We start from the raw sequence: 22,584 nt of genomic DNA, 5'->3' as shown, positions 1-22,584 counted from the left end.
AACGCAAATCGCTTCAAGGAGTTTTCATGCCCAAAGAGTTGAAACTGTTAATCCAGGTAGGTCACCCCTTGATTTTTATTGAATCCTCCGATGAGATTCGAGCGCTCAAACTCATCAGCCAAGTGAGCGAAGAATTAACTCGTTCAAATCTCTGCTGGTCGATGACGGAAGGCTTGACCAGAATTCCTGACTACGTGAAAGACAATCGAGAGCTGATTCGCCCCGATCAGGTTCTCCCGCCCGGCAAAGCTCAGGATGTGTTGCAGCATTTGATTAAGAATCCGCAAAAGGGGATTTATGTCTTTAAAGATCTCGGGCCTCACTGCAAAGACGCACTTGTGCATCGGCTGATGCGCGATTTGATGCAAATTGCCAGCAAAGAAAAAATGACTCTTATTATGCTGGATGCGTTAGCCGTTCCTGATGAAATCAAACGTTTTGCATTTCGCTACGAAATCGGCTGGCCGAGTGTGCAGGAACTGGAAGATGTTGTCCGCGAAACTTACCAGAAGATTCGCGAAGAAAGTTACGTGGAAGTGAATTCCAATTTGCGACGACGCGATATGGATCAACTCGTGCAAAGTTTACGAGGCTTGAGTTGCTGCCAGGCTTCGCGGGTCGTTGCCTCAGTGATCTATGATGATCATCATCTTGATGGGGCCGATTTGCCGCGTATCATTGAAGGAAAACGTCAACTCCTCAGTTCTACGGGTTGCCTGGAATCGATTGCGGCGGATTTCTCGCCCGATGATATCGGCGGATTGACGAATCTGAAAACATGGCTGGCTCAACGACGGGATGGCTTTTCTCCCAAAGCAGTGGAAGATGGCCTGGAATCGCCTCGTGGCGTACTAATGCTGGGGATTCCCGGCTGCGGAAAGAGTTTATGTGCGAAAGTGGTCGCCGCAGACTGGGGTATGCCTCTGCTGCGTCTCGATCCGGGTGTGCTCTATCAGAAATTTATAGGGGAATCGGAAAGCCAGTTACGACAGGCTCTGCGTCAAGCAGAAGCGATGGCTCCGGTAGTTTTGTGGATTGATGAAATCGAAAAGGCATTTGCCTCCGCCAGTGCCTCCTCAGCTGATGGCGGTCTTTCCAAGCGGATGTTCGGCTCCCTGCTCTCCTGGATGCAGGATCATCGGCATCCCATTTTTCTCGTCGCCACCGCCAACGATATCTCAGCATTGCCACCTGAGTTAATGCGTAAAGGCCGGTTTGATGAAGTCTTCTTTGTCGACCTACCCGATAAAGAGGCCCGTAAACACGTTCTGAAAATCCATCTGAAACGACGGAAAATGAATCCAAAAGGCTTCGACCTCGATCAACTGGCAGACCACTGCGAAGAATTTAGCGGGTCAGAATTGGAACAGGTGGTCATCTCCGCAAAATTCGCTGCTCATCAGGAAAACACTCCTCTGGCGGACAAACATCTCATTCAGGAAATGCAAAATACTCGACCGCTCGCCATGCTGTCCGCAGAAAAAGTGAGACATTTGCGACAATGGGCAGTTGATCGCTGTGTTTCTGCAGATTAAGTATGAAATCAGATTTATTGAAATTCAGGCACTTCCTCATCTCTGTTTGAATAAAATCCATCAAACTCAATCCTGTGAGTCTTGCAATCACGCCACAGATCAGACAAATATGTCACACATGATTTTTCTCCAGCAACGCTTAACGAAATCGACTTGAGATTTTGCGATTCGAAATTGATAATCAAGATTCAAATGGGTTATTTTAATCTGGTCAATTAGTTGCATTCTTCATTTTTTAATACGGGTCTTGAATGTTTGCACCACAGAGAACACTGAGAAATTTTGAATATGAATGCTTATTCAAACTCCGAGTGTTTTAATCATTTCAGATCGAACTAACTAAAAATCTCTGTGACCTCTGTGTCTCTGTGGTTTTAATCTTTCATAATATCGGATTGTCGACTTTGAAATCCGATCCAGTTTAAGTGTGTCGATCAGTCTGTGCCTGATTACCATATAAGTTACTCGGAATTACCTCTCATATTTTCAGGCTGAAACTCAATGATTTGTGTCAGTATTGGTCGCACCCGTTTAAAAATGATGCGTGCAGAACATGAAGCGTTGGCGAAGGCTGGTGCTCAGTTGGTTGAACTTCGGCTGGACTGGTTGAAGCATGTTTCCGATATCTCCCCCCTCTTGAAAGATCGTCCTACGCCGACTGTGATTACCTGTCGGCGCGCGGAGGATCGGGGAAAATGGAAAGGATCCGAACAGGAACGCATGATGCTTTTGCGTTCTGCCATTGTCGATGGCGTCGATTTTGTCGATCTGGAAGTTGATATCGCAAAATCAGTGCCGCGTTACGGGAAAACAAAACGTCTGGTGAGTTATCACAATTTCGAGGAAACTCCAGATACATTATCTGATATTTACGAGAGCCTGATCGATCAGGATGCGGATGTCGTGAAGATTGTCACGATGGCAAACAGCCCGGCCGATGGCGTGCGAATGCTGGAACTGGTCGCCTCTGCCAAGAAGCCGACGGTTGGATTTTGTATGGGCGAATTCGGGCTGTTCACGCGTATTTTGTGTGGGAAGTACGGATCCCCCTTCACCTATGCCAGTTTCAGCAGCGAGCGGGAACTGGCTCCGGGGCAAATTTCCTATCGAGACATGATCCAACTTTATCGTCATCATGAAATCAAGGAGACGACAAAAGTTTACGGCGTCCTCGGCGATCCCATTGCACACAGTTACAGCCCCAGAATTCACAACGATGCGTTCGCTGATCAGGGAATCGATGCTGTCTATGTTCCGTTCCGCATTTCTGAACAGCATTTTGAGGAGTCTTTAAAAGCATTGCGACGCATCAATGTCGAAGGATACAGTGTGACCATTCCCCACAAACAGCGGGCGATGCAAGCGGTCGATCATGTCGATGAAGAAGTCAAAACGATTGGAGCAACGAACACATTGTATCGAAACAATCGTGGCATCTGGTTTGCAGCCAATACGGATCTGGAAGCCGCAATGACGACATTGCGTGAAGCGTGTAAGAAGGCAGGCTGGCCAGAAGGAGGATTCAATAACCGCAAGGTTCTTATACTGGGATCCGGTGGCGTGGCAAGAGCGATTGGACTGGGCGTTGTGAGTGGTGGTGGCCAGTTGACGATTGCAGGACGGACCAAGGCCAAAGCGAAAGAGCTTTCCGAGCAGTTGAAATGTCAGTATTGCACGTGGGAAAATCGGGGGTCACAAACTCCCGATGTTCTCATCAACTGTACTCCCATTGGCATGTTCCCGAATATGAATGAATCGCCATTCGAGCAGAACTGGATGAAAGAGGGCATGGTTGTCTTCGATACGATTTATAATCCTGAAAACACATTGCTCATCAAATATGCAAAACAGAGAAATTGTTTTGTGGGAAGCGGGCTGGAGATGTTCGTGCAACAGGCAGCCGCTCAGTACGAATGCTTTACGGGTCAAAAAGCTCCAATGAAAACGATGAAAGAATCTCTGCGGACAGCCATTTCACCGATTCGAAAATAGCGATACGGAATCTGTAATGAGTGCTGATCCTCCATTTGAGCATGAAAACAGATTGAAGATCTCTATCAAACAGAGTCCCGTCGCATCTTCGCGACACTTGCAAAGCTCGTTCGAGATTTTGATCTGGCTGAAGAAGAGATTCACGAAGCATTAGCGGCTGCTTTGAAACAATGGTCCGAGTCAGGCATTCCTCACAATCCGGTTTCCTGACTGGTTTCGACCGGACGATTTGAGGTGGCTCTTGAGGAATTGGTCCAGTTGTGTCATAAACTGCCCACAAAACAGCAATATCTGGGTGCGGCTCAACTACACGCTGCAAAGACCGCGACTTGTGTTCAAGTCAGAAACGGTCAGCAGATTGTTTCCGACGGGCCTTATGTAGAAACCAAAGTACAACTCGGTGGTTACTTTCTGATCGATGTGAAAGATCGCGAAGCCGCCATTGCGATCGTGGCTCAAATCCCTGGCTCTCGTTGCGGAACCACTGAAATCCGACCTGTAATAGAAGTCTTCAACTTGCCCGATCTGCTTCCTTCACCCCAACAAACACAACAATAACTCCTGAGGATATAAAATGGCGATCTCTCCAAAACGTAAAATTGCAGGCTGGATACTGAGTGGACTTCTGGCTGTCATGCTGATCGGACTAAGTGCCAGCGGAAAGTTTACCGAATGGGAAGGTAAAGCTGAGATGATGGACAAACTTGGCTATCCGATGGATGTCATTAAGGCCATCGGAGTTGTTGAGGTTGTTGTCACGCTATTGTTTTTGATCCCACAAACCAGTTTTGTGGGAGCGATACTGTTAACGGGATATCTTGGTGGAGCGACGGCAACTCATGTTCGCATCGGTGATCCATTTTTCATGCCGATCATTATTGGTGTCCTCGTGTGGATTGCATTGGGACTGAGAACGCCCGGTATTTTCGCCTTAGCGATAGGCAAAAGTCCTATCGATTCCACGAACTCCAAAGTCCAAATTACAGAGTAGTTCTCACATGAATCGTATCTATTAACACAAGAGCAGATTCAAAAAATACCTGCAGTGTTCAGCAGGAGCAAAAACAGGGTTATGAGGACATTTGGTGTCCATGCGACAGCAGATACCATTTGAAAATGGTCTAATCTATAATTGGACCAATGCACGACAAGGTCAGTTAAATATCAAAAGGACACTGCCGATTCGCCAGCAGTGTCCTTTTTGATGATCATATCAATGTGCAGTTCAATCAGTTATTGAGCTGTGTCTCCATCAGCGGGTTCATCCAGTCGAATCAGTAAGTAGTTCTCGACTTTCTCAGTTCCAAAGTGGACCAGCAGAGGAACTTCGTCCTGAGTCAGGTTATAAAGTCCTGTCTCTGCGACAATGGTTTCGCTCTCTCCGATGCGGAAGGCAACACGCTGGGTTTGCTCATCGACCTGCCCCTGAATGGTTTGAGTCTGATCGGTTTGCGTATTGTAAAGCGTGCCACTGATAATCCCGTTACGATCGACCGCTAACTGTACGACCCGAGAAGGATCAGTATCATTTTGCCCAGTTGAAAGTGCGAACGTCCCGAGTGGCATCCAATCCGCGTCCTGATCTGCAGCTTCTTGATTGGCTGGTGGAGCGACCGTAGCCAGCTCAGCAGCCGACATCGCAAAATCATCGGCGGTTGCGACCTGTTGTCCATCGATATAAACATTGTTGTCCTGATAGACAACATTCCCGCCGCTGCCATAGTCATAATAAACGGGCTGCTGCCAGACCTGAGGATATCGATTGGCCCAGACAAACCACGTGCTGTATGCCCCCCATGCAGGTCGCCTCCACCAGTAATTCCAGGGATACCTGTCGTAGTGATTGCAGTAATGCCAACCGGCAACTCCATGATAGTGGTTCGACCACCAGCGATTATTAAAACAGTTATCATAGTGGCCATGATTCCAATGATGGCGAACATTATTTCCCCAATTATTCCAGTATGGCCTTGTCGTCGCGGGAAGAGTCGTCGGACGGCCAGGACGATAGATGGATTTCGACCAGCGGTTGTTAATATTCACATTCGTGCTGTTATCGATATTCACCCAACTCGGTTTGTTATTGATGATATTGTTATTCGACCCCGGTTTATTCACCCAGTCTGGGCGGTTTCCATTGCCCGGACGATTTCCATTACCTGGTCGTCGGTTCGGCAATTGGGTAATATTTCCAGGACGGTTATCGCCTCCACCTGGCCGATTCGGTATATTTCCCGGCAATGTTTGTGGCTTGAGTGGTTTATCCATTCCGAGAAAATCACCTAATCCTCCGGGAGTCGGACGAGGTCCAACGCCACTGGGACGATTTCCGGGATTAGGAATATTGCCAGGTAAATTTGGACGATTGCCATTTCCGGGTAAGGTCGGACGATTTCCATTCCCAGGTAAAGCAGGTCTGTTTCCATTTCCGGGCAACGAAGGTCGATTATTTCCAGCATTTGGAAGATTGCCGGGAAGTGTGCTCGGACGATTTCCAGGCATGGAAGGTAAAGTCGAAGGACGGTTCGGAAAATTAGGAATGCTTGTGTTTGGACGTTGAATATTCGGTTTTTGAATGTTCGGCATTGAAGGACGACTACTCGGGATGTTGCCGGGCAGCGTCGATGGTTTCAAACCTCCACTCGGTCGACTGATGTTTGGTCGTGAACTAGGAGCCGAAGGAATTGAAGGTCGAGAAATCGGCTGTGATGGTCTCTGAATATTCAGTTTAGAAATATTCGGCTTGGGAGCACTGATATTCGGCCGGGAGATATTACCACTGGGACGAGCCCCACCACCTCCACTCGGACGACTGATTCCTCCGCCACCTCCACCGCCTCGAAATCCACCGCCGCCACCACCACCTCGGCCACCAAATCCTGCCTGAGAAATATCTGCTGAGATCAACGAGCAGGACATCAATACTGCACAGTATTTAATGAGTAAGAAATGTCTCATTATTCCTGTCCTCCTTCAACAGTTTTTGTTGTGGCTTTGGGAACACGACGCACTCTGACTGGTTCACGTGAAGGCTGAAGTTCTCCATCAATCGAGGAACTTGTCAAGGTGACTTGAAGCGATTCCTCTGTGATCTCGCTGAGTTCGCGAATGCTTTCTGCAAGTTGACCTGTTGGAAGTGTGTGAACACTTTTTATCACCCAGCTGTCTCCATTTTTCGACCAGAACCCCGAGCCGAACGTGCCGTCTGAAAAGAACGACCAGGATCGAATTTGCTGAAACTGCGGGTCCCATCCAATCACTTCTGTTCCCTGAGAGGTCCCGTCTTCTGTTTCAATAACAAATGTACGCAGCAGAAAAACCTCGGTGGCAGACCACTTGCAGGAAGTCGTCGCAATCACCTGATCGGAATCGTCCTGCCAGGTTCCTACCAGCCAGTCGAGTTGTTTCAAGCTCTCTTTGGCTGAAGCAGCTACCTGTGCAGATTCTGTGATCGATGCAATTTTCCAGTTCTTGTTTTCTTTCGTAAATAGAACTTCGAAGTTAGTTGATTCCACAGTTCCATCATTGAGTTGCAAACGGGTGTTACCAGTAACTTGAATTACACTCTCACCAAGTTGTTTAAAGCTGGAAGTTTCTGCAGTTAGTAATGCATTTTCATTGTCTGCAAAGAATTGTTTCAGATCAGAAATAATTTGCTCGCGACCTTCTGTTTTTTCTCCAGTAGAGAGATTTGTAAAAACACTATTTTGTGACCACAAGCTGGCAATTTTTTTGGAATCTTCATCGTTGAATGCTGTCAGATACTCACTTAATTGTTGCCGCACGAGATCTTGTGGAGTGGATTTTTCAGGTTCGTCTCCTGAAACTGTGATTGCAGAAAGTGTCAGCAGACACGTGAGAGACAGGAGCAGAGATCTCATTGGAAGTTTCCTTTTTTAGATGACCATGTGCAGAAAGGGTGTCAATGTGAAGATGGCCCAGAATTGTTCACATATTGATTATGTGGTGTCCAGTTAAAATGAAAAGTATGTAACCATTGAGAATTGGAAATACTTTGATTTTTTATGTATTCAGATCAAAAGCGTAGCCAATAATTACCCAATCGAATTCGAAAAATAAAAGTGCGGAAAACATTGGACCAGACTTAAAAAACGCCTTTGCATAACAGGGTGCAAAGGCGTTTATGAAATTAGATACGATTATAAACCATAGTCAATTTTCACCAATCCGCTCCAATGCTTCCGGCAGCGAGATCGTTCCTTCGTACAACGCTCGACCGATAATCGCAGCTGAGACGTAAGGAGATTCTTTTTCAATTTCGAGCAGATTATCAATATCTTTGATCGTAGTCACACCACCTGAGGCGACGATTGGAATCTTGAACTGAGCCAGTTCTCTGAAATCGTTGAGCGTTCCCGGATCAATTCCCTGCATCATGCCATCGTTGGCGATGTTCGTATAAATGATGGCCGCCAGTTCGGTCCCTTCGAACTGCTTTGCCAGATCAATGGCCGATGTTTGCGAAACATCAAGCCAGCCAGCAGTCGCCACCATCGAATCTTTCGCATCCAGCCCCAGCGCCATGTGACCGGGAAATCGTTCAATCATCTGGTGAAACCATTCGGGTTCCTTCAATGCCTGTGTTCCAATGATGGCACGGTCAATGCCGACGTTATTCAGAATATCTTCAATCGTTTCCAGGGTTCGTAATCCCCCTCCTAACTGACAGGGCACATCGACAGCAGCTACAATGCTTTTGATAACTTCACGATTCTGAACTGCTCCTGCTTTGGCCCCATCCAGATCGACGAGATGAATTCGCGTGGCTCCCTGCTCTGCCCACAGTTTTGCGACCGCAACGGGATCGTCGTTGAAGATCGTTTCCTGATTGTAATCGCCCTGACGCAAACGGACGCAACGGCCTCCTCGTAAATCGATCGCGGGAATAAGTTCCATGTGTGATGTCTTTTATGATCTGTGATAAATGAAAAAATTAATTTTAGAAGTAGTTCAGGCAATTCCTGACCTACCGTTTTGAATTACAACTCTGAGAAATTCTTCAGGATTTGCAAGCCGTGTTCCTGGCTTTTTTCCGGATGGAACTGAGCGGCATGCAGATTGCCCCGACGTATCATGGCGACCACGTTTTCGCCATGCTCAGTGCATGCGGCAATCACCCCTTTATTCTCTGGAACAACGTGATAGCTGTGCACAAAGTAAAACCAGGCCTCGGCAGGGATGTCTTTTAATAGAGGATTATTTTCCTGGATATCATTCAACTGATTCCATCCCATGTGAGGAATTTTCAGCGTCTTACTTTTTTTGAAACGAACAACTTCGCCAGGCAATACGCCGAGACCCTCATAGTTGCCATCTTCGTAACTGCGATCAAACAGGAGTTGCAAACCGAGGCAAATCCCCAGTAAGGGACGATCGGCTTCGATGTGTTTGAGCAACGGTTCGATAAAACCGAGTTCTCGCAGATGCTGCATCGCATCCCGGAAGGCACCAACGCCGGGCAGAACGAGCCGGTCGACATTTTCGATTTCTGCAGGTGTCGTGCAGATTTTTGTCTCAACCCCAACGCGTTCAAACCCTTTGGCAACCGATCTCAAGTTGCCCATTCCGTAATCGATAATGTGAATCATAATTATATTGTCTTAGTAAATTATTTTCGCAGGTCATACTGAGGCCATCTGACTCTTTTAACGACACGGCCCCCGCCAGTTCTGTTCATGGAATTTCCCTCGACTGGTCGATAATCCCGACCAGTTCTTATGAGACCATTGATCGTTTTGAGGATCGATCTTGCTGCCCATGTGGTAGTGTAGCTGGTCGGCTGATCGCCATCCGCCTTCCTCTTCTTCCCACTCAGGAATCCCAATCAGTCGTTTCAGGATTTGAAGTAACCAGAGTGTGACCACTAGAAAAACGAGCATCATAGCAGCAAATGCAATGAGCAGCGGACCAACTGCGAAAATACGAATCAAGCCAGGCCAGAGGGTATTCCAGCCAAATATGACCACGAGAGTCGCCAGTGACAGGTAGGGTCCGTAAGGCAATTCCTTGGGAAAATTTGCCAGTGATAACGTACGAAGGATTGTCACGACAGCAATCACACATAAGGCCATCACCGGAGCCAGAAAGAAGACAACCACAACCGGCTGCCAGCCGATGAAACTGCCGATCATCGCCATGAGAATGACATCGCCAAAGCCCATCGCTTCACGCTTCAGGACAAAATGACCAATAATCCGAACTGACCAAACGATTCCGCCCCCAACAATAAATCCAGCTGTAGAGACCGCCAGCGCATGCCAGTGATGATTGTAGTGAACCCACTGAGGCATAATTCCCGTAACCGGCCACCAACTCAACATAGGGAAGAGTTGCTGAGAAAACTCAACCATACTGGGATCTTGAAGCCAGATCGGAACCAGAAAAAAACCGACCCCCAAAAACTGTCCCAGGAATCCGACAATCATGGCTGGAAAGGTGGAGCCATCCGGAATAATCCACAGATCGAAATCGATAAATGTGGCAACGAAAAGTGTTTCCACCAGGAAGAGGAAATACAGAAACCGTCCCCAGACAAATAATGGCGATAACGTCTTCCAATCAAAAATCGGCTTGGCCCAATAGGAACTGACAACTGTGGCATGCTCTGCACCACCCCACTGTTCCGGTGGAATCATGCAGAGAAATGTCAGTACAACCAGAAAGCCGTTGAGCAGTTCGAGCCATGGTTCACGTCTGCGGATGCGTCGTCCACTATAAGGAGATCGTCCCACAATCTGAGAAGTACCAATGACCGGTAAAATATGATACCAGCGCGTCTGAGGATATTGTCCCAGACGCTTTTCCTGACGGAATACTTTCTTCCAGGCCGGGAAGACATAAAATTCATCAGGTAGACGATGAATGCAGCGATTTAAAAACCGGCCCAGAAATAAGCCCGCAATGAAGAGGATGCCGCATGTGATCAAATAAGAAGCTGGCAACATCAGGAGGTATGTTCCTTGATGGCAGTTCGGCTTTGTGGAGTCCATCCCTGAATCAGCTGAAGAATGTCATCAACCAGATCAGTCAGTGTGCGTCCCGCTGTCGAAACTTCAAAGTCACTTACGGCCTGATAAACAGGAATACGATTCTGTAGTACGGTGCGAATTTCTTCTTCAAATTTCAAATCGGTCAATGCGGGACGAGTTTCTGTGGTAGATACATCCTGCGTGAGCCTGCGGATCAGTTCCTCAGTCGGAGCAGATAACCAGAAAACAGGGCCAGCGTGTCGCATCAGTTCGCAGGTTTGAGAATTGAGTATCGCACCGCCTCCCGTTGCGATCACGAGTTGATCCTCATTAAACAATTGTGCCAGAATTTCAGCTTCAATTTTACGAAATTCGGGTTCTCCGTGGCTCTTGAAGATGTCGGCAATTGTGCAGCCCGCCTGTTCTTCAATGAGACGATCGGAATCAACTGCTCGCCAATGCAGACGTTCAGCGATCAATGGAGCAAGTGAACTCTTGCCGCAGCCTCGATATCCGATTAAAGAAACAATCATGGTGTACTATTTAACATTGGCAGTGTTCATGCGACAGTTCCAGAATTCTAGATTGTGCACAATCGAATTCGACTGAAGACCGTTTTTGCTTTTGAATGATACTCGCATGTGAGAGAGATCTCAATCAGACAGAACTGCTCAGCTGACTCGTAAGGGTTCTCAAAACTTCATTCAGTTCAGTGTGATGCATTAAATAATTGTGCACAGACCAGCATGATTAGCATTGATCGAGCCAAGTTACAATCAAATATTGTTCGATCAGTGGCAAATATTGTTCGATCAGTGGCAAATATTGTTCGATCGGTGGTTGAGAATTGACCTGAGCTCTTATTGCCAAGACAATCGATGCTTACAACCCAATCCTGAACATTTCATCAAAATATCAGACTGATAAGGATTTAACATGCAATCAATGATCGAGAATGAGTCCAGCTTCACTCACACTCAAGTCAATTCTTGTCAAGTTCTGTTTATCATGTGCCTGACAGTTGTGGCATTCCTATCCCAAACGCTCTCCTCGCATTTTCTTTTTGCTGAACAGTCCAGTCAGCCGAATATTGTTTTGATTATGGCCGATGACCTCGGTTATCAGGAACTCGGCTGTTACGGTCAGAAATGGATTAAGACGCCTCATATCGACAAACTGGCAGCTGAGGGAATGAAGTTCACGAATTTTTATGCGGGAAACGCGGTCTGTGCTCCGTCTCGTTGTTGTTTACTAACAGGAAAACATCCCGGACATGCCTGGGTTCGAAACAACGGTGATCCTAAACTTCCTGAAGAATTACGAGCAAAATATGGCTGGGAATTTCCTGGTCAAAATCCGATTCCTGCTGCTGAGGTGACAATTGCCGAGATGCTCAAGCAGAAAGAGTATGCCACGGCTGCCATTGGGAAATGGGGATTGGGACATTTCGGAACCAGCGGAGATCCCAATAAGCAGGGTTTTGATCTCTTTTATGGCTTCAATTGCCAGCGACACGCCCACAATCATTACCCCAAATTTCTGTGGCGGAATGATGTCAAAGAAATTCAGCCGGGGAATGATCGGACCCTCAATGGAGAGACTTACTCTCAGGATCAATTCACCAAAGTTGCACTGGAATTTATTCGCGAAAACCAGAAACGCCCTTTCTTTTTATATCTCCCGTTTGCAATTCCGCACCTTTCGATTCAAGTCACAGAGGAATCCCTGGCAGAGTACAAAGACGTTATCCCCGAAGAGGATTACGTTCATAAAGGTTACTTGAAACATCCGTATCCCCGAGCAGGATATGCAGCCATGATTACCCATATGGATCGTGATATTGGAAAAATCATGACTCTGCTCGAAGAATTAGAACTGGATGAGAACACCGTTGTGATGTTCACTTCAGATAACGGACCGACTTACGACAGACTGGGAGGTTCTGATTCGGATTTCTTTGGGTCAGCCAACGGGTTCAGTGGCCTAAAAGGAAGTCTTTATGAGGGTGGGATCCGTGTCCCGCTGGTTGCTCGCTGGCCGGGAAAAATTCCCGCTGGAACAACCACCGATCTCATCTCGGCTTCCTGGGACTTTTTACCAACTATCGCCGATTTGACTGGGACAAAACCTCCAAAGACAATTGATGGCATCAGCATGACTCCGACTCTACTTGGAGATGCAGATCATCAAATCGAGCACGAATTCCTGTATTGGGAATTTGCGGCTTACAGCGGTCAACAGGCCGTCCGGATGGGGCCTTGGAAAGGGATTCGCCAGAACCTGCTTAAGAAAAATGCGGAATTGAAAACAGAACTTTATAACCTGGAAAGCGATCCCTCAGAGAGCAGGGATGTTGCTGCTGAACATCCAGAGGTCGTCAAGCGAATCGAGCAACTCTTTTACGAGCAGCACACGAACTCGGAAGTCTTTCGTTTTCCGGCCATCGATACGAAGTAATCTCCTGGCCTGATAGAAGTATAAAAGAACGTCTTTATTCCGAGACGCTCATCTGTTTGATCATTGTCAGGGAGTTGCCTTGCGCGTTGTAGATCACTTCGTCCATAAAATTTCGAATCAATAAGACGCCCCGTCCACCGGGACGTTCCAGATTCTCTTCTTCAGTAGGATCAATGAGCGATGCAGGATCGAATCCTGTGCCTTCATCGGTAATGTTGACCGAAATTCGCTGGGCTGTAACTGCCCATTTAAAGGTTACCGTTTTAGATGGATCCATCCGGTTACCATGACGAATTGCATTCGTTATCGCTTCGGCTAACGCCAGACGTATGCTAAATAGATCTCGATCTGAAAAGGAAAAGGATTCGAGCAATTCGATAATCTGATCCTGTACATCGAGAGCCGCAGCTTCGTCACTCGGGATAACAGCACTTCCGGATTTTGTGTTGGAAGAATTTGAAAGGTTAGTAGGAGGCATAAGTAAGCACATTCCCAGCCCGCGGAATTGCGTTGTCAACTCAACAGAATCGAATCACTCTGAATTCAGATTACGCTGATTTCAGGCATATTGGAAGCTTATTTTGAGTCTCTCGAATGAGATATTAGATTTAATAAGAATTGAGAATATCGATACATTAAGTGAACTTCAGACAAAGACTATGCCGCAGTTCATTCATGATGATGGATGATGCACTAATTAATAATAGTGCCTTGAATTTCCTCGGGAAATGCCCAATACAAATTTTCACGACTCTTCAGTCCCCACTGGTACTGACGAACTCACAGGAACTTAAGAACTAATTATTCTGTTGACTCTTCCGAACTTTTTTTCTTTTCAATCGTGAGGACATTTCCGACTTCGTTGTACTCGATAGTGTCCATAAACGCGCGCATGAGCATAATTCCACGCCCACAAGGCCGCTCTAAATTTTCATCATCAGTGGGATCGGGGACGTCTTCCGGTTCAAAGCCCTCCCCCTCGTCAGCAATTATAACCTTTACTAATTCAGAACTGATTCCCCACTGTATTTTGACGGACTTTGAAGCATCCATCCGATTGCCATGCTTGATCGCATTGATGATTCCTTCTTCCAAAGCGAGTCGCGTACTGAAGACATCTCGCATTGTGAATTCATACTTTTCCATCAATGCAACAATACGTTCCTGCACCTCCTGCCCGCGAGCAGTTTCGCTGGGGATCGTTTCATCGAAATATTCGTCGAATCGTTCGGCAAAAATCATTGCACCACATAACGCGTCAAACGCTATCCAGGAAGAAAAGCTCACGTAAAAACAGTACGAGTCACATGAATTTTAATTCATTTCCCCGTAAGACTCAAAGAATCTCATCAACCCTGTTGTCCCAGCCATGATTCCAGAACTGAAACAATACCATCCGGTCATTTCAAAATAGCAACCGTTCCTGAATGGGAGAACTTCAGGTTTCTATGCTTCAACCTGCTTTGAATTCTGACTGTTTCAAAATGAACTGATGGTTGAATTCTTTTCAATAACATTCAATCAGAAATTGAATACGATTTTAGAAACCCTGCAAGGCATCTTCCTGGGTGTCTTTAATATCAAAAAGCTTATTGAGTTTTGTGATCGCAAAGACTTCATAAATATCTGGCCGAATGGAGCACAATCGAAGCTTGCCTCCACTGGCTTTGACTTTTTTGTCCATAGTGATCAACTTTCCAAGTGCAGCACTGGAGAGGTACTCTACATTTGAGAAGTCAAGGACGATCCGTTTCCGACCATCTTCTTCCACCAGGGCAAATAACTGGCTACCGATTTGTTGGATGTTGTTCTCATCGAGAATCTTTTTATCGACAAAGGTAGCAATTGTTACCTCACCGACTTCTTCGACATCAATGCGTCGGCTTGTTGCCATATTCACTTTCCTAACACGATTAAGGTAACGAACCTATAATTCATCGGACGCTCAACGTCTGTGCTGACCATCACGATAACAATGACAAATAACGAGGGTTTAACTGGAAGTACCAACAACTGATGGGAAATGCCATCTGGTAAGACCTGCAAATGACCACGGAAAAATAATAACACTTCTATGCGAATGATGACAGTCAAGAGCAACATTGAAACAGTAATCGAGAAGATCGATCAGGAAAATATTTGACTCGATCGAGTCGTGAAGCTCTAACCACATGAACATCAACGAGCACTTATATTGAGTGACTTTGCCTGACTTGTCAACTCGATTTCTACAAGTTGAACATGGATTTGACAAGAGTTCTGCTGATTTTGCTGACAACTCAATCTTGATAAACTGTAACACGCTAACGTTGAATTTCGTCATGCGTGATTAAATAGGGTTAATTGTTGTCAATCTGATTTTGGTAGGTGCCTAACATCTCAGGAAGAAACTGAGACTCGAGTCGTAAAACATCTTCAAAAATGATCCACTTTCGAGGCGAAACGTTCGTAAAAGCCTTACGAAAGCGAATTGATCCAGGCAGATCCGGGCTGACATTCCGTAGACAAATTCCGAGTGTCTGATCCGGAAATCGCCGTGCAATATCTCCGTAAATTTCAGGATCTTTTTCACCGGTATCTCCAAATAGTAAAAACCGTCGATTGGGAAATCGGAACATCATGTCTTCAACGACTTTTCGTTTCTTCTTGTAAGCCGGAAAGATCTTTTTGAGAAACGTTACATCCTTCAAAGCGAACTTGCGTAAATGAACCGAACCTTCCGGAAAGTTGTGTTCACTCAAAAACTGCGAGACTGATCGAACCATCTGCCAGGGTGTCGCGGAAATGTAATGAAAACTTCTCTCAGGAGCAGCCAGATGGTTGAATAATTCAGGCATCCCTTCGATGGGACGAAATGGTCGCAAAAATGTATTGGCGAGTAACTCTTCGCGATTGCCAACATTTGAAAATTTGATTGTATCATCGATATCGGAAATGATGGATAGCCCCTGATCGGGAATCAGATAGCATCCTCCCACCTGATCAATCTGACAATCTTTGCGGATAGCCGTCAGAGAGACTTTTTTTGCCCCAAACGTGGTCGTTGCCATCGGGGAGTCGTCACTTATGGTGAGGTTAATTTTCGTCTGGAAATGACCGTTTCGCTTTGTCTTGACTGCCAGTAAGTTCGTCCGATCATAAGCGACTTCAATCACCACTTTTTTGCGATTTTCAACGACAAAACCACCCGCCCGTTCCCGAAAGAAAGGAGGATCGGGTTGATTCCGGTCGATTTTCAAGGCCCGTCTCAAAAATGAGGCCGCCGTCCTTTGAAAATGAAAATCGTCAGCTCCATCAAAGCACCAGCCATGAACGTCAGCAGACCAAGTCCCTGAGGCCTTGTGTTGATGGGCAATTGTCGGAAACAGGACGAGATTTTCTCCACCTGCGCTCATAGGAATCTCCACGTCGGCTCCAGTCTTCTGGACTTTATCACGTCTGTTTGTAAAGCCTTAAACGTCACACAAAGCGACGGCTTCCTGCAATCCGGTTAAGGCATCACGTGTCGGGATATATTCCTGTCCGACATAACCGTTGTAGCCCACGTCCAGCAATGCCTGCATGATTGGCGGGTAATTGATCTCCTGAGTATTATCCAATTCGCCACGACCAGGATTGCCAGCGGTGTGAATGTGTCCCAGATAATCCTTATGCTGATTTATTCGACGAATGACGTCGCCATCCATAATCTGCACATGATAAATGTCGAAAAGAAGTTTAACCCGATCCGACCCGACTCGTTTGATAATATCAATACAGTAGTCGGTATGATTTCCCTGATAACCGGGATGCCCCTTCATTCGATGAGTGTCATCTCGCGTATTGAGCATTTCGATACAAATCGTCACATTATGCTTTTCGGCAAACGGGGCAATCTGCTTGAAAAACTTCACACAGTTCTCTGCCCCTTCTTCAGGCGTCAGATTGCCACTCATGCCTGTGAAGGAAATGACACTGGGGCAACCGAAGTCTGCTGCCTGCTGGATGCGAGTTTTCAGTTTCTCTTCGCACATCTCCCAGTTCTCAGGGTGATTCGGGCCGTCAGTAAATCCATGGCTCCCTGCAATAGCACATGTCAGACCATGTTTTTTCAATGTGGGCCAGTGCTCGGGGTCAATCAGTTCGATACTGGGTACGCCCAGGCTGACTGCCAGCTGACACATTTCATCCACGTTCCAGTAAGGTTTGTAGCACCAGTGAACCAGAGATTGCTTGATGCGGCCATTCTGGGCCACTTTTTCTGAGGTTTTCTCATTCGCCTGAACAATACCACCGGCAACCAATCCAGCCGAAGCGGCTATTGCGCCCTGCAACAATGCACGTCGACTCGTTCCGGAAAACTGCCCCAGCTTGGAAATATGATCGAATTTCTGACTCATCTGAATTACTCCTGAACGATACGATACGCTGCAACAAATGCAGAACACAATAGTTGTGAAAAGCCTCATCAACAGCATACGTTCGACAATTGAAACTGTCGAGTTATGAAAGAGAATTGATTGATTTCATACGTTTGATTGCCTCCCAAAGGCAATTCTTCGAAGTTGCTCATGAATATCGAGGCCCACGTATTGATTCCATTTTTCAATGAGAGCCCGCGTGATTTCTCCAGGAAAATCTAAGCCAGCCGAGGCACTGTTCAACCGTGAAACGCCCATCAAACAATAGGGAGTCGAAGTCGTAAAGATTTCCTGAGCCTGCAGAAGATCATCAACGGTCATATTCGTTTCTCTCACCTCCGCTCCCAGTTGATGGAGCAAGCGAATGGTAATCGCTCGGCAGATTCCCGGGAGAACGGTTTCTTCAGGAGCAGTCAGTACATAACCGTCTCGGACTGCAAATAAATTTGCGGTACTCGTTTCCCGCACAAATCCGTATTCATCGAGCACAATTGGTCGGGAACCGGGATATCTTTTCGAAACGTCCCGTTCAGCCAAATACCAGTTCATACGGCTGCGAACTTTAGCGGCTGGTGGCACACTGCGTGGAGAAATTTGTGGAATGGAGGAGATCGCCAGATGCTGGCCTAACTCTGTGGCATTCGCCCACAATTCTCCCGGCAATTCAAATGTATGCGCAAAAAACGTCGGCTGAATCTCAGCGGATTGCCCCAGATAAGTGCGATTAGGGCCTGCAGTTGCCGAGATGATAACCCCCAGTTCATTTCCTTCAGGGAGGAATTGAATATTGTGTATTACCATCTGCTCAATTATTTCCAGAATATCAAATTCCGGGAGGGGAATGTCTGTCAACTCTGCAGATTTTTGAAATCGGCCCCAGTGAGCCTTCCATTCAAACAGTGCTCCGCGAAACGTTCGCAACATTTCTGTCACTGCGATGCCGTGAACGATTCCCATATCGGTCACGGGTAGTCGCAAATCACTCGCTTTCACGATCTGCCCATTCAAACAGGCAATGGGCTCAGAAAACTTCATTGAACATCAATCTGTTATAAAAAAAGACACGCCATGCAACTATACAAAAAAACAACAATTGAATAGGCATAGGGTCTATCCGAATATTGCCAGCCCGTGCACCAAGTGTCAGAAGGAATAATCGTTACAAACGCTAATTCTCCAAATCTTCTAAACAACCGGTTTCATTGCATACAATTTACCGATATAATGCATGGGGCCATGATATGCATCTCATTCGTAGAATTTATTATTCACAGGCGTTTCAAAAATTGGAACAGTTTCGTTTTCCAGAACTTTCCTGAATGACATTCTACTCTCGTTCTGCGACGCATTCGTCCGTCAACAATTGATCTTCCATTCCGAAGGGACATGCCATGCCGGCTCGTTTAGAACCACATGACGATCGACGCACAGTCAATATCGACAAACCCATCCTGTTTGTTGGTCGGCACCCGGAATGTGATTTAGTGATCAACGACAGCCGAAAAGTCTCTCGAAAACATTGTTGTCTGGCTGAAATCAACGGTAATTTTCTGGTTCGCGATCTTGGCAGTACGAATGGTATTCAGATCAATGGACGCCGGGTCACTGGCACACGAGAGTTAAATTCTGGAGATGAATTAACCATTGGCGATGTAGCCTATACGTTTCTGGATTCGAAGGCTCGCAAGCAAAAACCAGTTCCTCAGGAACAGGAAACACCTTCCCTGTCCGATGATGGCATCCCCTATAAAAGTGAATACGATTCCAAAGCCGATGTTCACGAACTGGTCGATCATGAATTGAGCAGCGAAGTTCCCATTATGCTGGACGAACCAGACGGCGACGGTTTTGAACTCTTCGATGGACCACGCTCATCTCTTTCGAGCAACCGGGGACTGGCTGGCAGCGACTCCCGACCAGAACTCATCGCCGACTAGAGCATTCTGCTCTACCAGATGCGGTCGCATGTGCGTTTCAATCACTAATAGCGATGCATTTTGCTCCCACAGATCGCGTCTATTCTTATTAGTCGATGCTCTCTCCTGCAGGCACTATTACTCCCGAGATCCCGGGATCAGTTCAAGTGTTTTCTTTTCGCCATCTCGCTGAATGACGATGTTCACTTTCTCGCCGATTTTCAACGCTTCGATGGCATAGGTGTAATCGTAGATATTTTCGATCTTCTTACCGGCCAGTTCGACAATCACATCGCCTCCTTTGATCCCCGCCTTGTCTGCTGGTCCCCCTTTGCCAACTCCTGAGAGTTGCACGCCTTTCACATCGGAGGCTCCATAATCGGGGATCGTTCCGAGATAAGCCCGCAAGTTAGCACGGCGTAGTTCTTCCGGGCGAGCCTGATCGACATAATCGAGTGTGTCGGGACTGACGGCCAAGCCACGAGTAATCAATCCCATCAAGTGAGCGATTTCGGAAGCCGCTTGGTAGTTAATCTTTTCGGGAGTATCTCGCGGAGTGTGATAGTCGGTATGTGTGCCAGTGAAAGCTGATAGAATCGGCACGCCATGCATGAAGAAGACGCTCGCATCGGTTGGGATGTAACTGTCGTTCTGCAAAGTGATCGGCATGCCGACTGGCACATTTCGTTGCTCGATAATGGATTTCCATGCTGTGGACGAACCGACTCCCTGCAGGATTAACGCTTTATCGAACCGTCCGATCATGTCCATGTTGAGGCAGGCTCCAATCACAAATCGCAGTGGAAGTTCATTGTTTTGCGATTCGGCTTTTTCCTCTTCATCGGACTCGGCTTTCTCTTTTTCCGGAGGTCCCCCCAAACTTTCCATCACAGAGTTCAGCTCGGCTTCAAGCTCTTTGACGAAGTGGTTGGCACCATACAAGCCAAGTTCCTCACCCGACCAGGCGACAAAAATCACATCGCGAGTCAATTCAATTTTCTTATCCGCGACCAGACTCGACATATACTCGGCAATTTCGAGCATGCCACCCGTGCCGGAGGCGTTGTCATCGGCTCCAAAATGAATCTGATCGGCTTCTTTCTCATTAGCCAGGGAAGATGAAGAGCCTCCACGACCAAGATGATCCACATGCGCTCCCACAAGAATCGCCGGTAATGGGTGATAAGACTGTTTGGCAGGCAGTACACCGATGACGTTACGGCCAGTCCGCTTCACCTGCTTAATATCGACTTGCACGTTCAATGCAGGTCCTGCAGTGACAAATCCCATTACTGGCTCGCCAGCATCAAGTTTCGTCTGCCATTCGAGCAACGTTTTTTTTGTACTGGTTAATAATTTCCCAGCAAGGTCGTCGTTCAAACTGATGACGGGAATACTTGTTCCAGCCAGAGAGCCATCGTATCGCAGCGGAACGAGTTGATTTCGAACTTTTGAAGTGGGGCCGGAAACAACGATCAATCCTTTAGCACCGTGATCGCGGGCCACCATCGCTTTGTATCGGAGCGAAGAATATCTCGCCCAATGCTGACGCAACTCTGGTGTGATTCCCTCCGGCAAAAACCGAAACACAACAACCCATTTGTCTTTGACATCCAGATGCACATAGGAATCATATTCTTCGAATCCTTCAATCGCCGGTGCGACAATTCCGTATCCTGCATAGGCGTATTCATTGCCGGAAAATTCTCCGTTGGCAGAAAAGGAAACCGGATTCCAGTCTTTATCGAGTTCCTCACTTTCTTCCCCCAGAGACAATAAATTATTTTCGCCTAGATCAATTCCAGCAGTAAACTCAAATTCCTGAAACCAGGTCTCGTCATCTCCTCCTGGCTTCAGTCCCAGTTCATCAAAATAGGTGGCCACGTATTGAGTCGCCAGATGTTCTCCTTCGGTTCCGGTCAAACGTCCTGCGAGTTCTTCGCGACACAGAAAATTGACGTGCCGGGCGATGTCGGCTGGTTCGAAACTGTCGGCTGATTCCCGGGCATTCAAAGCGGCTGACTGTTCGACATCCTCATCTGAAAAACCAGTTAACGAAAGCAGTTCGAGAGCTGCCTCATGGTTCCAGTCTGCCAGATATAATTGCGACTGTTTCGAACCGGAGCGATTCGAGGTCCACGCAAGTTGTTTTCCATCGGGACTGAACGCTGGCAAGCCATCGAACCCTTCGGTGTGAGTGACACGAATCGGATCGGACTTCCCATTGGTAGCAACCATATACAATTCGAAATTGGCAAATCCGTGACGGTTGGTCGTAAAAATGATGTAGCGTCCTGAGGGATGGTAGTAAGGAGCCCAGGACATCACTTTCCAGTCGGTCAATTGACGAACATCGCTGCCATCGATGTTCATGGTCATAATTTCCGCAGTGGCTCCATCTTCCTTGAACCTGCGCCAGCAGATACGTTTGCCATCTGGCGAGAAAAATGGACCGCCATCGTAGCCGAGTGTGTCGGTCAGCTTGCGGACATTGGATCCATCCGCTTCCATGACATAAATTTCCATGAAGACCGCAGGATCTCGTTCCAGCATCGCTTGCTCTTCTTCGGTCAACTCTCGTTGATAGGCCTGCCGATTTGAAGCAAAGGCAATCAGTTTGCCATCGGGCGAGTAAGAACCTTCCGCATCATAGCCACGCTCTTTTGTCAGTGGCTGATACTCTTTGGATTTCAGATCGTATTGAAAGAGATTGTATTCAGGATCGTAATCCCAGGAATAACGACGTTCTTTACCAGACTCCCGTAACTCCAGTTCCGATTTCTGTTTTTCAAGAGCTTGAGGATCATCCTGTGTGGACGCAAAGAGAACACGATTCCCGTCCGGATGAATCCAGGCGCAGGTGGTTTTCCCGGTGCCGGGAGAAATGCGTGTTTCGTCGCCGGTTTCCAGATCGAGCAGGTAAATCTGAAAGAACGGATTGCCTGCTTCTCGTTCACTTTGGAAAACCAGCTTGGAGCCGTCTGCACTGAAGTAGCCTTCTCCCGAACGGCGCCCGGCAAATGTCAGCTGACGAGTATTTGAAAGCAGAACAGATTCACTCTCTGTATTCGAGCCCTCGGGTGTTTCTGCCAGAAGAACATTGGTAGATATGGATAAAATGAACAGTGTGAGCAATAGTGTTAGACGCTGCATTCGAGAAGCCCTTCCGGTTGCATGCGGTGTTTGTCGTGATTTCCTATCCTATTATCATCACTGGAAAAGTTTTGACAACAGTGAGCGACAAACTTGCCCTCAGTAGACAGGCTGGAAGCCTGCCCTACATTTTACTTGCTAG

General features: G+C 47.0%; 19 protein-coding genes. 6 read left to right on the top strand and 13 right to left on the bottom strand.

Features of this window, described 5'->3' with window-relative positions; translation table 11 throughout:
* Positions 1-26: 26 nt before the first annotated feature.
* The 4 genes from Pan54_RS04600 to Pan54_RS04585 all read left to right on the top strand — a co-directional run bounded on the left by Pan54_RS04600 (position 27) and on the right by Pan54_RS04585 (position 4,518).
* Positions 27-1,535 (top strand): AAA family ATPase, encoded by a 1,509-nt coding sequence (locus tag Pan54_RS04600; protein WP_146502393.1) that lies wholly within the window; start codon positions 27-29, stop codon positions 1,533-1,535.
* 501 nt (positions 1,536-2,036) lie between these two features.
* A complete protein-coding gene (gene aroE, locus Pan54_RS04595) occupies positions 2,037-3,527 on the top strand; it encodes a shikimate dehydrogenase (RefSeq protein WP_146502392.1) in 1,491 nt (496 codons plus the stop codon).
* Between the two features lie 234 nt (positions 3,528-3,761).
* Entirely contained in the window at positions 3,762-4,085 is a 324-nt protein-coding gene (locus Pan54_RS04590) for a YciI family protein (RefSeq protein WP_165441584.1), read from the top strand.
* A 16-nt stretch (positions 4,086-4,101) separates the two neighbouring features.
* Positions 4,102-4,518 carry a DoxX family protein gene (locus tag Pan54_RS04585; protein WP_146502390.1) on the top strand — a complete coding sequence of 139 codons (417 nt, stop codon included), beginning with the start codon at positions 4,102-4,104 and terminating at the stop codon, positions 4,516-4,518.
* Positions 4,519-4,760: 242 nt separating this feature from the next.
* On the opposite strand, the gene Pan54_RS04580 is transcribed toward Pan54_RS04585, so the two are convergent.
* The 6 genes from Pan54_RS04580 to Pan54_RS04550 form a co-directional block, all read right to left on the bottom strand.
* A complete protein-coding gene (locus Pan54_RS04580; RefSeq protein ID WP_207310036.1) occupies positions 4,761-6,485 on the bottom strand; it encodes a hypothetical protein in 1,725 nt (574 codons plus the stop codon).
* Positions 6,485-7,408, bottom strand: coding sequence for a YybH family protein (locus tag Pan54_RS04570; RefSeq protein ID WP_146502388.1), 924 nt, complete (start codon positions 7,406-7,408; stop codon positions 6,485-6,487). The genes Pan54_RS04580 and Pan54_RS04570 overlap by 1 nt, the downstream gene beginning before the upstream one ends.
* Before the next feature lie 292 nt (positions 7,409-7,700).
* Positions 7,701-8,444: a 1-(5-phosphoribosyl)-5-[(5-phosphoribosylamino)methylideneamino]imidazole-4-carboxamide isomerase gene (hisA, locus tag Pan54_RS04565; RefSeq protein ID WP_146502387.1), complete on the bottom strand. Its 744-nt coding sequence runs from the start codon at positions 8,442-8,444 to the stop codon at positions 7,701-7,703.
* 83 nt (positions 8,445-8,527) lie between these two features.
* On the bottom strand, positions 8,528-9,136 hold the full coding sequence (gene hisH / locus Pan54_RS04560) for an imidazole glycerol phosphate synthase subunit HisH (protein WP_146502386.1): 609 nt from the start codon (positions 9,134-9,136) through the stop codon (positions 8,528-8,530).
* A 57-nt stretch (positions 9,137-9,193) separates the two neighbouring features.
* Entirely contained in the window at positions 9,194-10,492 is a 1,299-nt protein-coding gene (locus Pan54_RS04555) for a prepilin peptidase (RefSeq protein ID WP_165441582.1), read from the bottom strand.
* Positions 10,492-11,049: a shikimate kinase gene (locus Pan54_RS04550; RefSeq protein WP_146502384.1), complete on the bottom strand. Its 558-nt coding sequence runs from the start codon at positions 11,047-11,049 to the stop codon at positions 10,492-10,494. Before Pan54_RS04550 ends, Pan54_RS04555 begins: the two co-directional genes overlap by 1 nt.
* A gap of 412 nt (positions 11,050-11,461) precedes the next feature.
* Here Pan54_RS04550 and Pan54_RS04545 point away from each other — a divergent pair, with 412 nt between their 5' ends.
* Positions 11,462-12,973 (top strand): arylsulfatase, encoded by a 1,512-nt coding sequence (locus Pan54_RS04545; RefSeq protein ID WP_146506296.1) that lies wholly within the window; start codon positions 11,462-11,464, stop codon positions 12,971-12,973.
* Positions 12,974-13,007: 34 nt separating this feature from the next.
* On the opposite strand, the gene Pan54_RS04540 is transcribed toward Pan54_RS04545, so the two are convergent.
* From Pan54_RS04540 to Pan54_RS04515, 6 genes are all read right to left on the bottom strand, one after another.
* On the bottom strand, positions 13,008-13,451 hold the full coding sequence (locus Pan54_RS04540; protein ID WP_165441581.1) for an ATP-binding protein: 444 nt from the start codon (positions 13,449-13,451) through the stop codon (positions 13,008-13,010).
* A 323-nt stretch (positions 13,452-13,774) separates the two neighbouring features.
* Positions 13,775-14,215 (bottom strand): ATP-binding protein, encoded by a 441-nt coding sequence (locus tag Pan54_RS04535; protein WP_146502382.1) that lies wholly within the window; start codon positions 14,213-14,215, stop codon positions 13,775-13,777.
* Positions 14,216-14,513: 298 nt separating this feature from the next.
* A complete protein-coding gene (locus Pan54_RS04530; protein ID WP_146502381.1) occupies positions 14,514-14,867 on the bottom strand; it encodes an STAS domain-containing protein in 354 nt (117 codons plus the stop codon).
* A gap of 445 nt (positions 14,868-15,312) precedes the next feature.
* Complete coding sequence (locus Pan54_RS04525) at positions 15,313-16,368, bottom strand: phosphatidate phosphatase App1 family protein (protein ID WP_146502380.1); 1,056 nt, start codon at positions 16,366-16,368, stop codon at positions 15,313-15,315.
* 57 nt (positions 16,369-16,425) lie between these two features.
* Positions 16,426-17,352 carry a hydroxypyruvate isomerase family protein gene (locus tag Pan54_RS04520; protein WP_146502379.1) on the bottom strand — a complete coding sequence of 309 codons (927 nt, stop codon included), beginning with the start codon at positions 17,350-17,352 and terminating at the stop codon, positions 16,426-16,428.
* 126 nt (positions 17,353-17,478) lie between these two features.
* A complete protein-coding gene (locus Pan54_RS04515) occupies positions 17,479-18,408 on the bottom strand; it encodes an aminotransferase class IV (RefSeq protein ID WP_146502378.1) in 930 nt (309 codons plus the stop codon).
* A 356-nt stretch (positions 18,409-18,764) separates the two neighbouring features.
* Here Pan54_RS04515 and Pan54_RS04510 point away from each other — a divergent pair, with 356 nt between their 5' ends.
* The gene (locus Pan54_RS04510; RefSeq protein ID WP_146502377.1) at positions 18,765-19,310 is read left to right on the top strand and encodes an FHA domain-containing protein; all 546 of its coding nucleotides are present in this window, start codon (positions 18,765-18,767) and stop codon (positions 19,308-19,310) included.
* 117 nt (positions 19,311-19,427) lie between these two features.
* On the opposite strand, the gene Pan54_RS04505 is transcribed toward Pan54_RS04510, so the two are convergent.
* A complete protein-coding gene (locus Pan54_RS04505; RefSeq protein WP_146502376.1) occupies positions 19,428-22,442 on the bottom strand; it encodes a M28 family peptidase in 3,015 nt (1,004 codons plus the stop codon).
* Positions 22,443-22,584: the final 142 nt, after the last annotated feature.

Origin of the sequence: Rubinisphaera italica, assembly GCF_007859715.1 — a bacterium.
Taxonomy (GTDB): domain Bacteria; phylum Planctomycetota; class Planctomycetia; order Planctomycetales; family Planctomycetaceae; genus Rubinisphaera; species Rubinisphaera italica.
Note: the sequence above shows the minus strand (reverse complement) of the source record. Positions and strands in the feature narration are given on the sequence as shown.

Coding starts and splice junctions, on each gene's coding strand:
- Pan54_RS04580 (WP_207310036.1), bottom strand. CDS start 6,485: ATGAGACATTTCTTACTCATTAAATACTGTGCAGTATTGATGTCCTGC.
- aroE (WP_146502392.1), top strand. CDS start 2,037: ATGATTTGTGTCAGTATTGGTCGCACCCGTTTAAAAATGATGCGTGCA.
- Pan54_RS04525 (WP_146502380.1), bottom strand. CDS start 16,368: ATGAGCGCAGGTGGAGAAAATCTCGTCCTGTTTCCGACAATTGCCCAT.
- Pan54_RS04520 (WP_146502379.1), bottom strand. CDS start 17,352: ATGAGTCAGAAATTCGATCATATTTCCAAGCTGGGGCAGTTTTCCGGA.
- Pan54_RS04570 (WP_146502388.1), bottom strand. CDS start 7,408: ATGAGATCTCTGCTCCTGTCTCTCACGTGTCTGCTGACACTTTCTGCA.
- Pan54_RS04530 (WP_146502381.1), bottom strand. CDS start 14,867: ATGGCAACAAGCCGACGCATTGATGTCGAAGAAGTCGGTGAGGTAACA.
- Pan54_RS04600 (WP_146502393.1), top strand. CDS start 27: ATGCCCAAAGAGTTGAAACTGTTAATCCAGGTAGGTCACCCCTTGATT.
- Pan54_RS04515 (WP_146502378.1), bottom strand. CDS start 18,408: ATGAAGTTTTCTGAGCCCATTGCCTGTTTGAATGGGCAGATCGTGAAA.
- Pan54_RS04535 (WP_146502382.1), bottom strand. CDS start 14,215: ATGATTTTTGCCGAACGATTCGACGAATATTTCGATGAAACGATCCCC.
- hisA (WP_146502387.1), bottom strand. CDS start 8,444: ATGGAACTTATTCCCGCGATCGATTTACGAGGAGGCCGTTGCGTCCGT.
- hisH (WP_146502386.1), bottom strand. CDS start 9,136: ATGATTCACATTATCGATTACGGAATGGGCAACTTGAGATCGGTTGCC.
- Pan54_RS04545 (WP_146506296.1), top strand. CDS start 11,462: ATGATCGAGAATGAGTCCAGCTTCACTCACACTCAAGTCAATTCTTGT.
- Pan54_RS04540 (WP_165441581.1), bottom strand. CDS start 13,451: ATGCCTCCTACTAACCTTTCAAATTCTTCCAACACAAAATCCGGAAGT.
- Pan54_RS04510 (WP_146502377.1), top strand. CDS start 18,765: ATGCCGGCTCGTTTAGAACCACATGACGATCGACGCACAGTCAATATC.
- Pan54_RS04555 (WP_165441582.1), bottom strand. CDS start 10,492: ATGTTGCCAGCTTCTTATTTGATCACATGCGGCATCCTCTTCATTGCG.
- Pan54_RS04585 (WP_146502390.1), top strand. CDS start 4,102: ATGGCGATCTCTCCAAAACGTAAAATTGCAGGCTGGATACTGAGTGGA.
- Pan54_RS04505 (WP_146502376.1), bottom strand. CDS start 22,442: ATGCAGCGTCTAACACTATTGCTCACACTGTTCATTTTATCCATATCT.
- Pan54_RS04550 (WP_146502384.1), bottom strand. CDS start 11,049: ATGATTGTTTCTTTAATCGGATATCGAGGCTGCGGCAAGAGTTCACTT.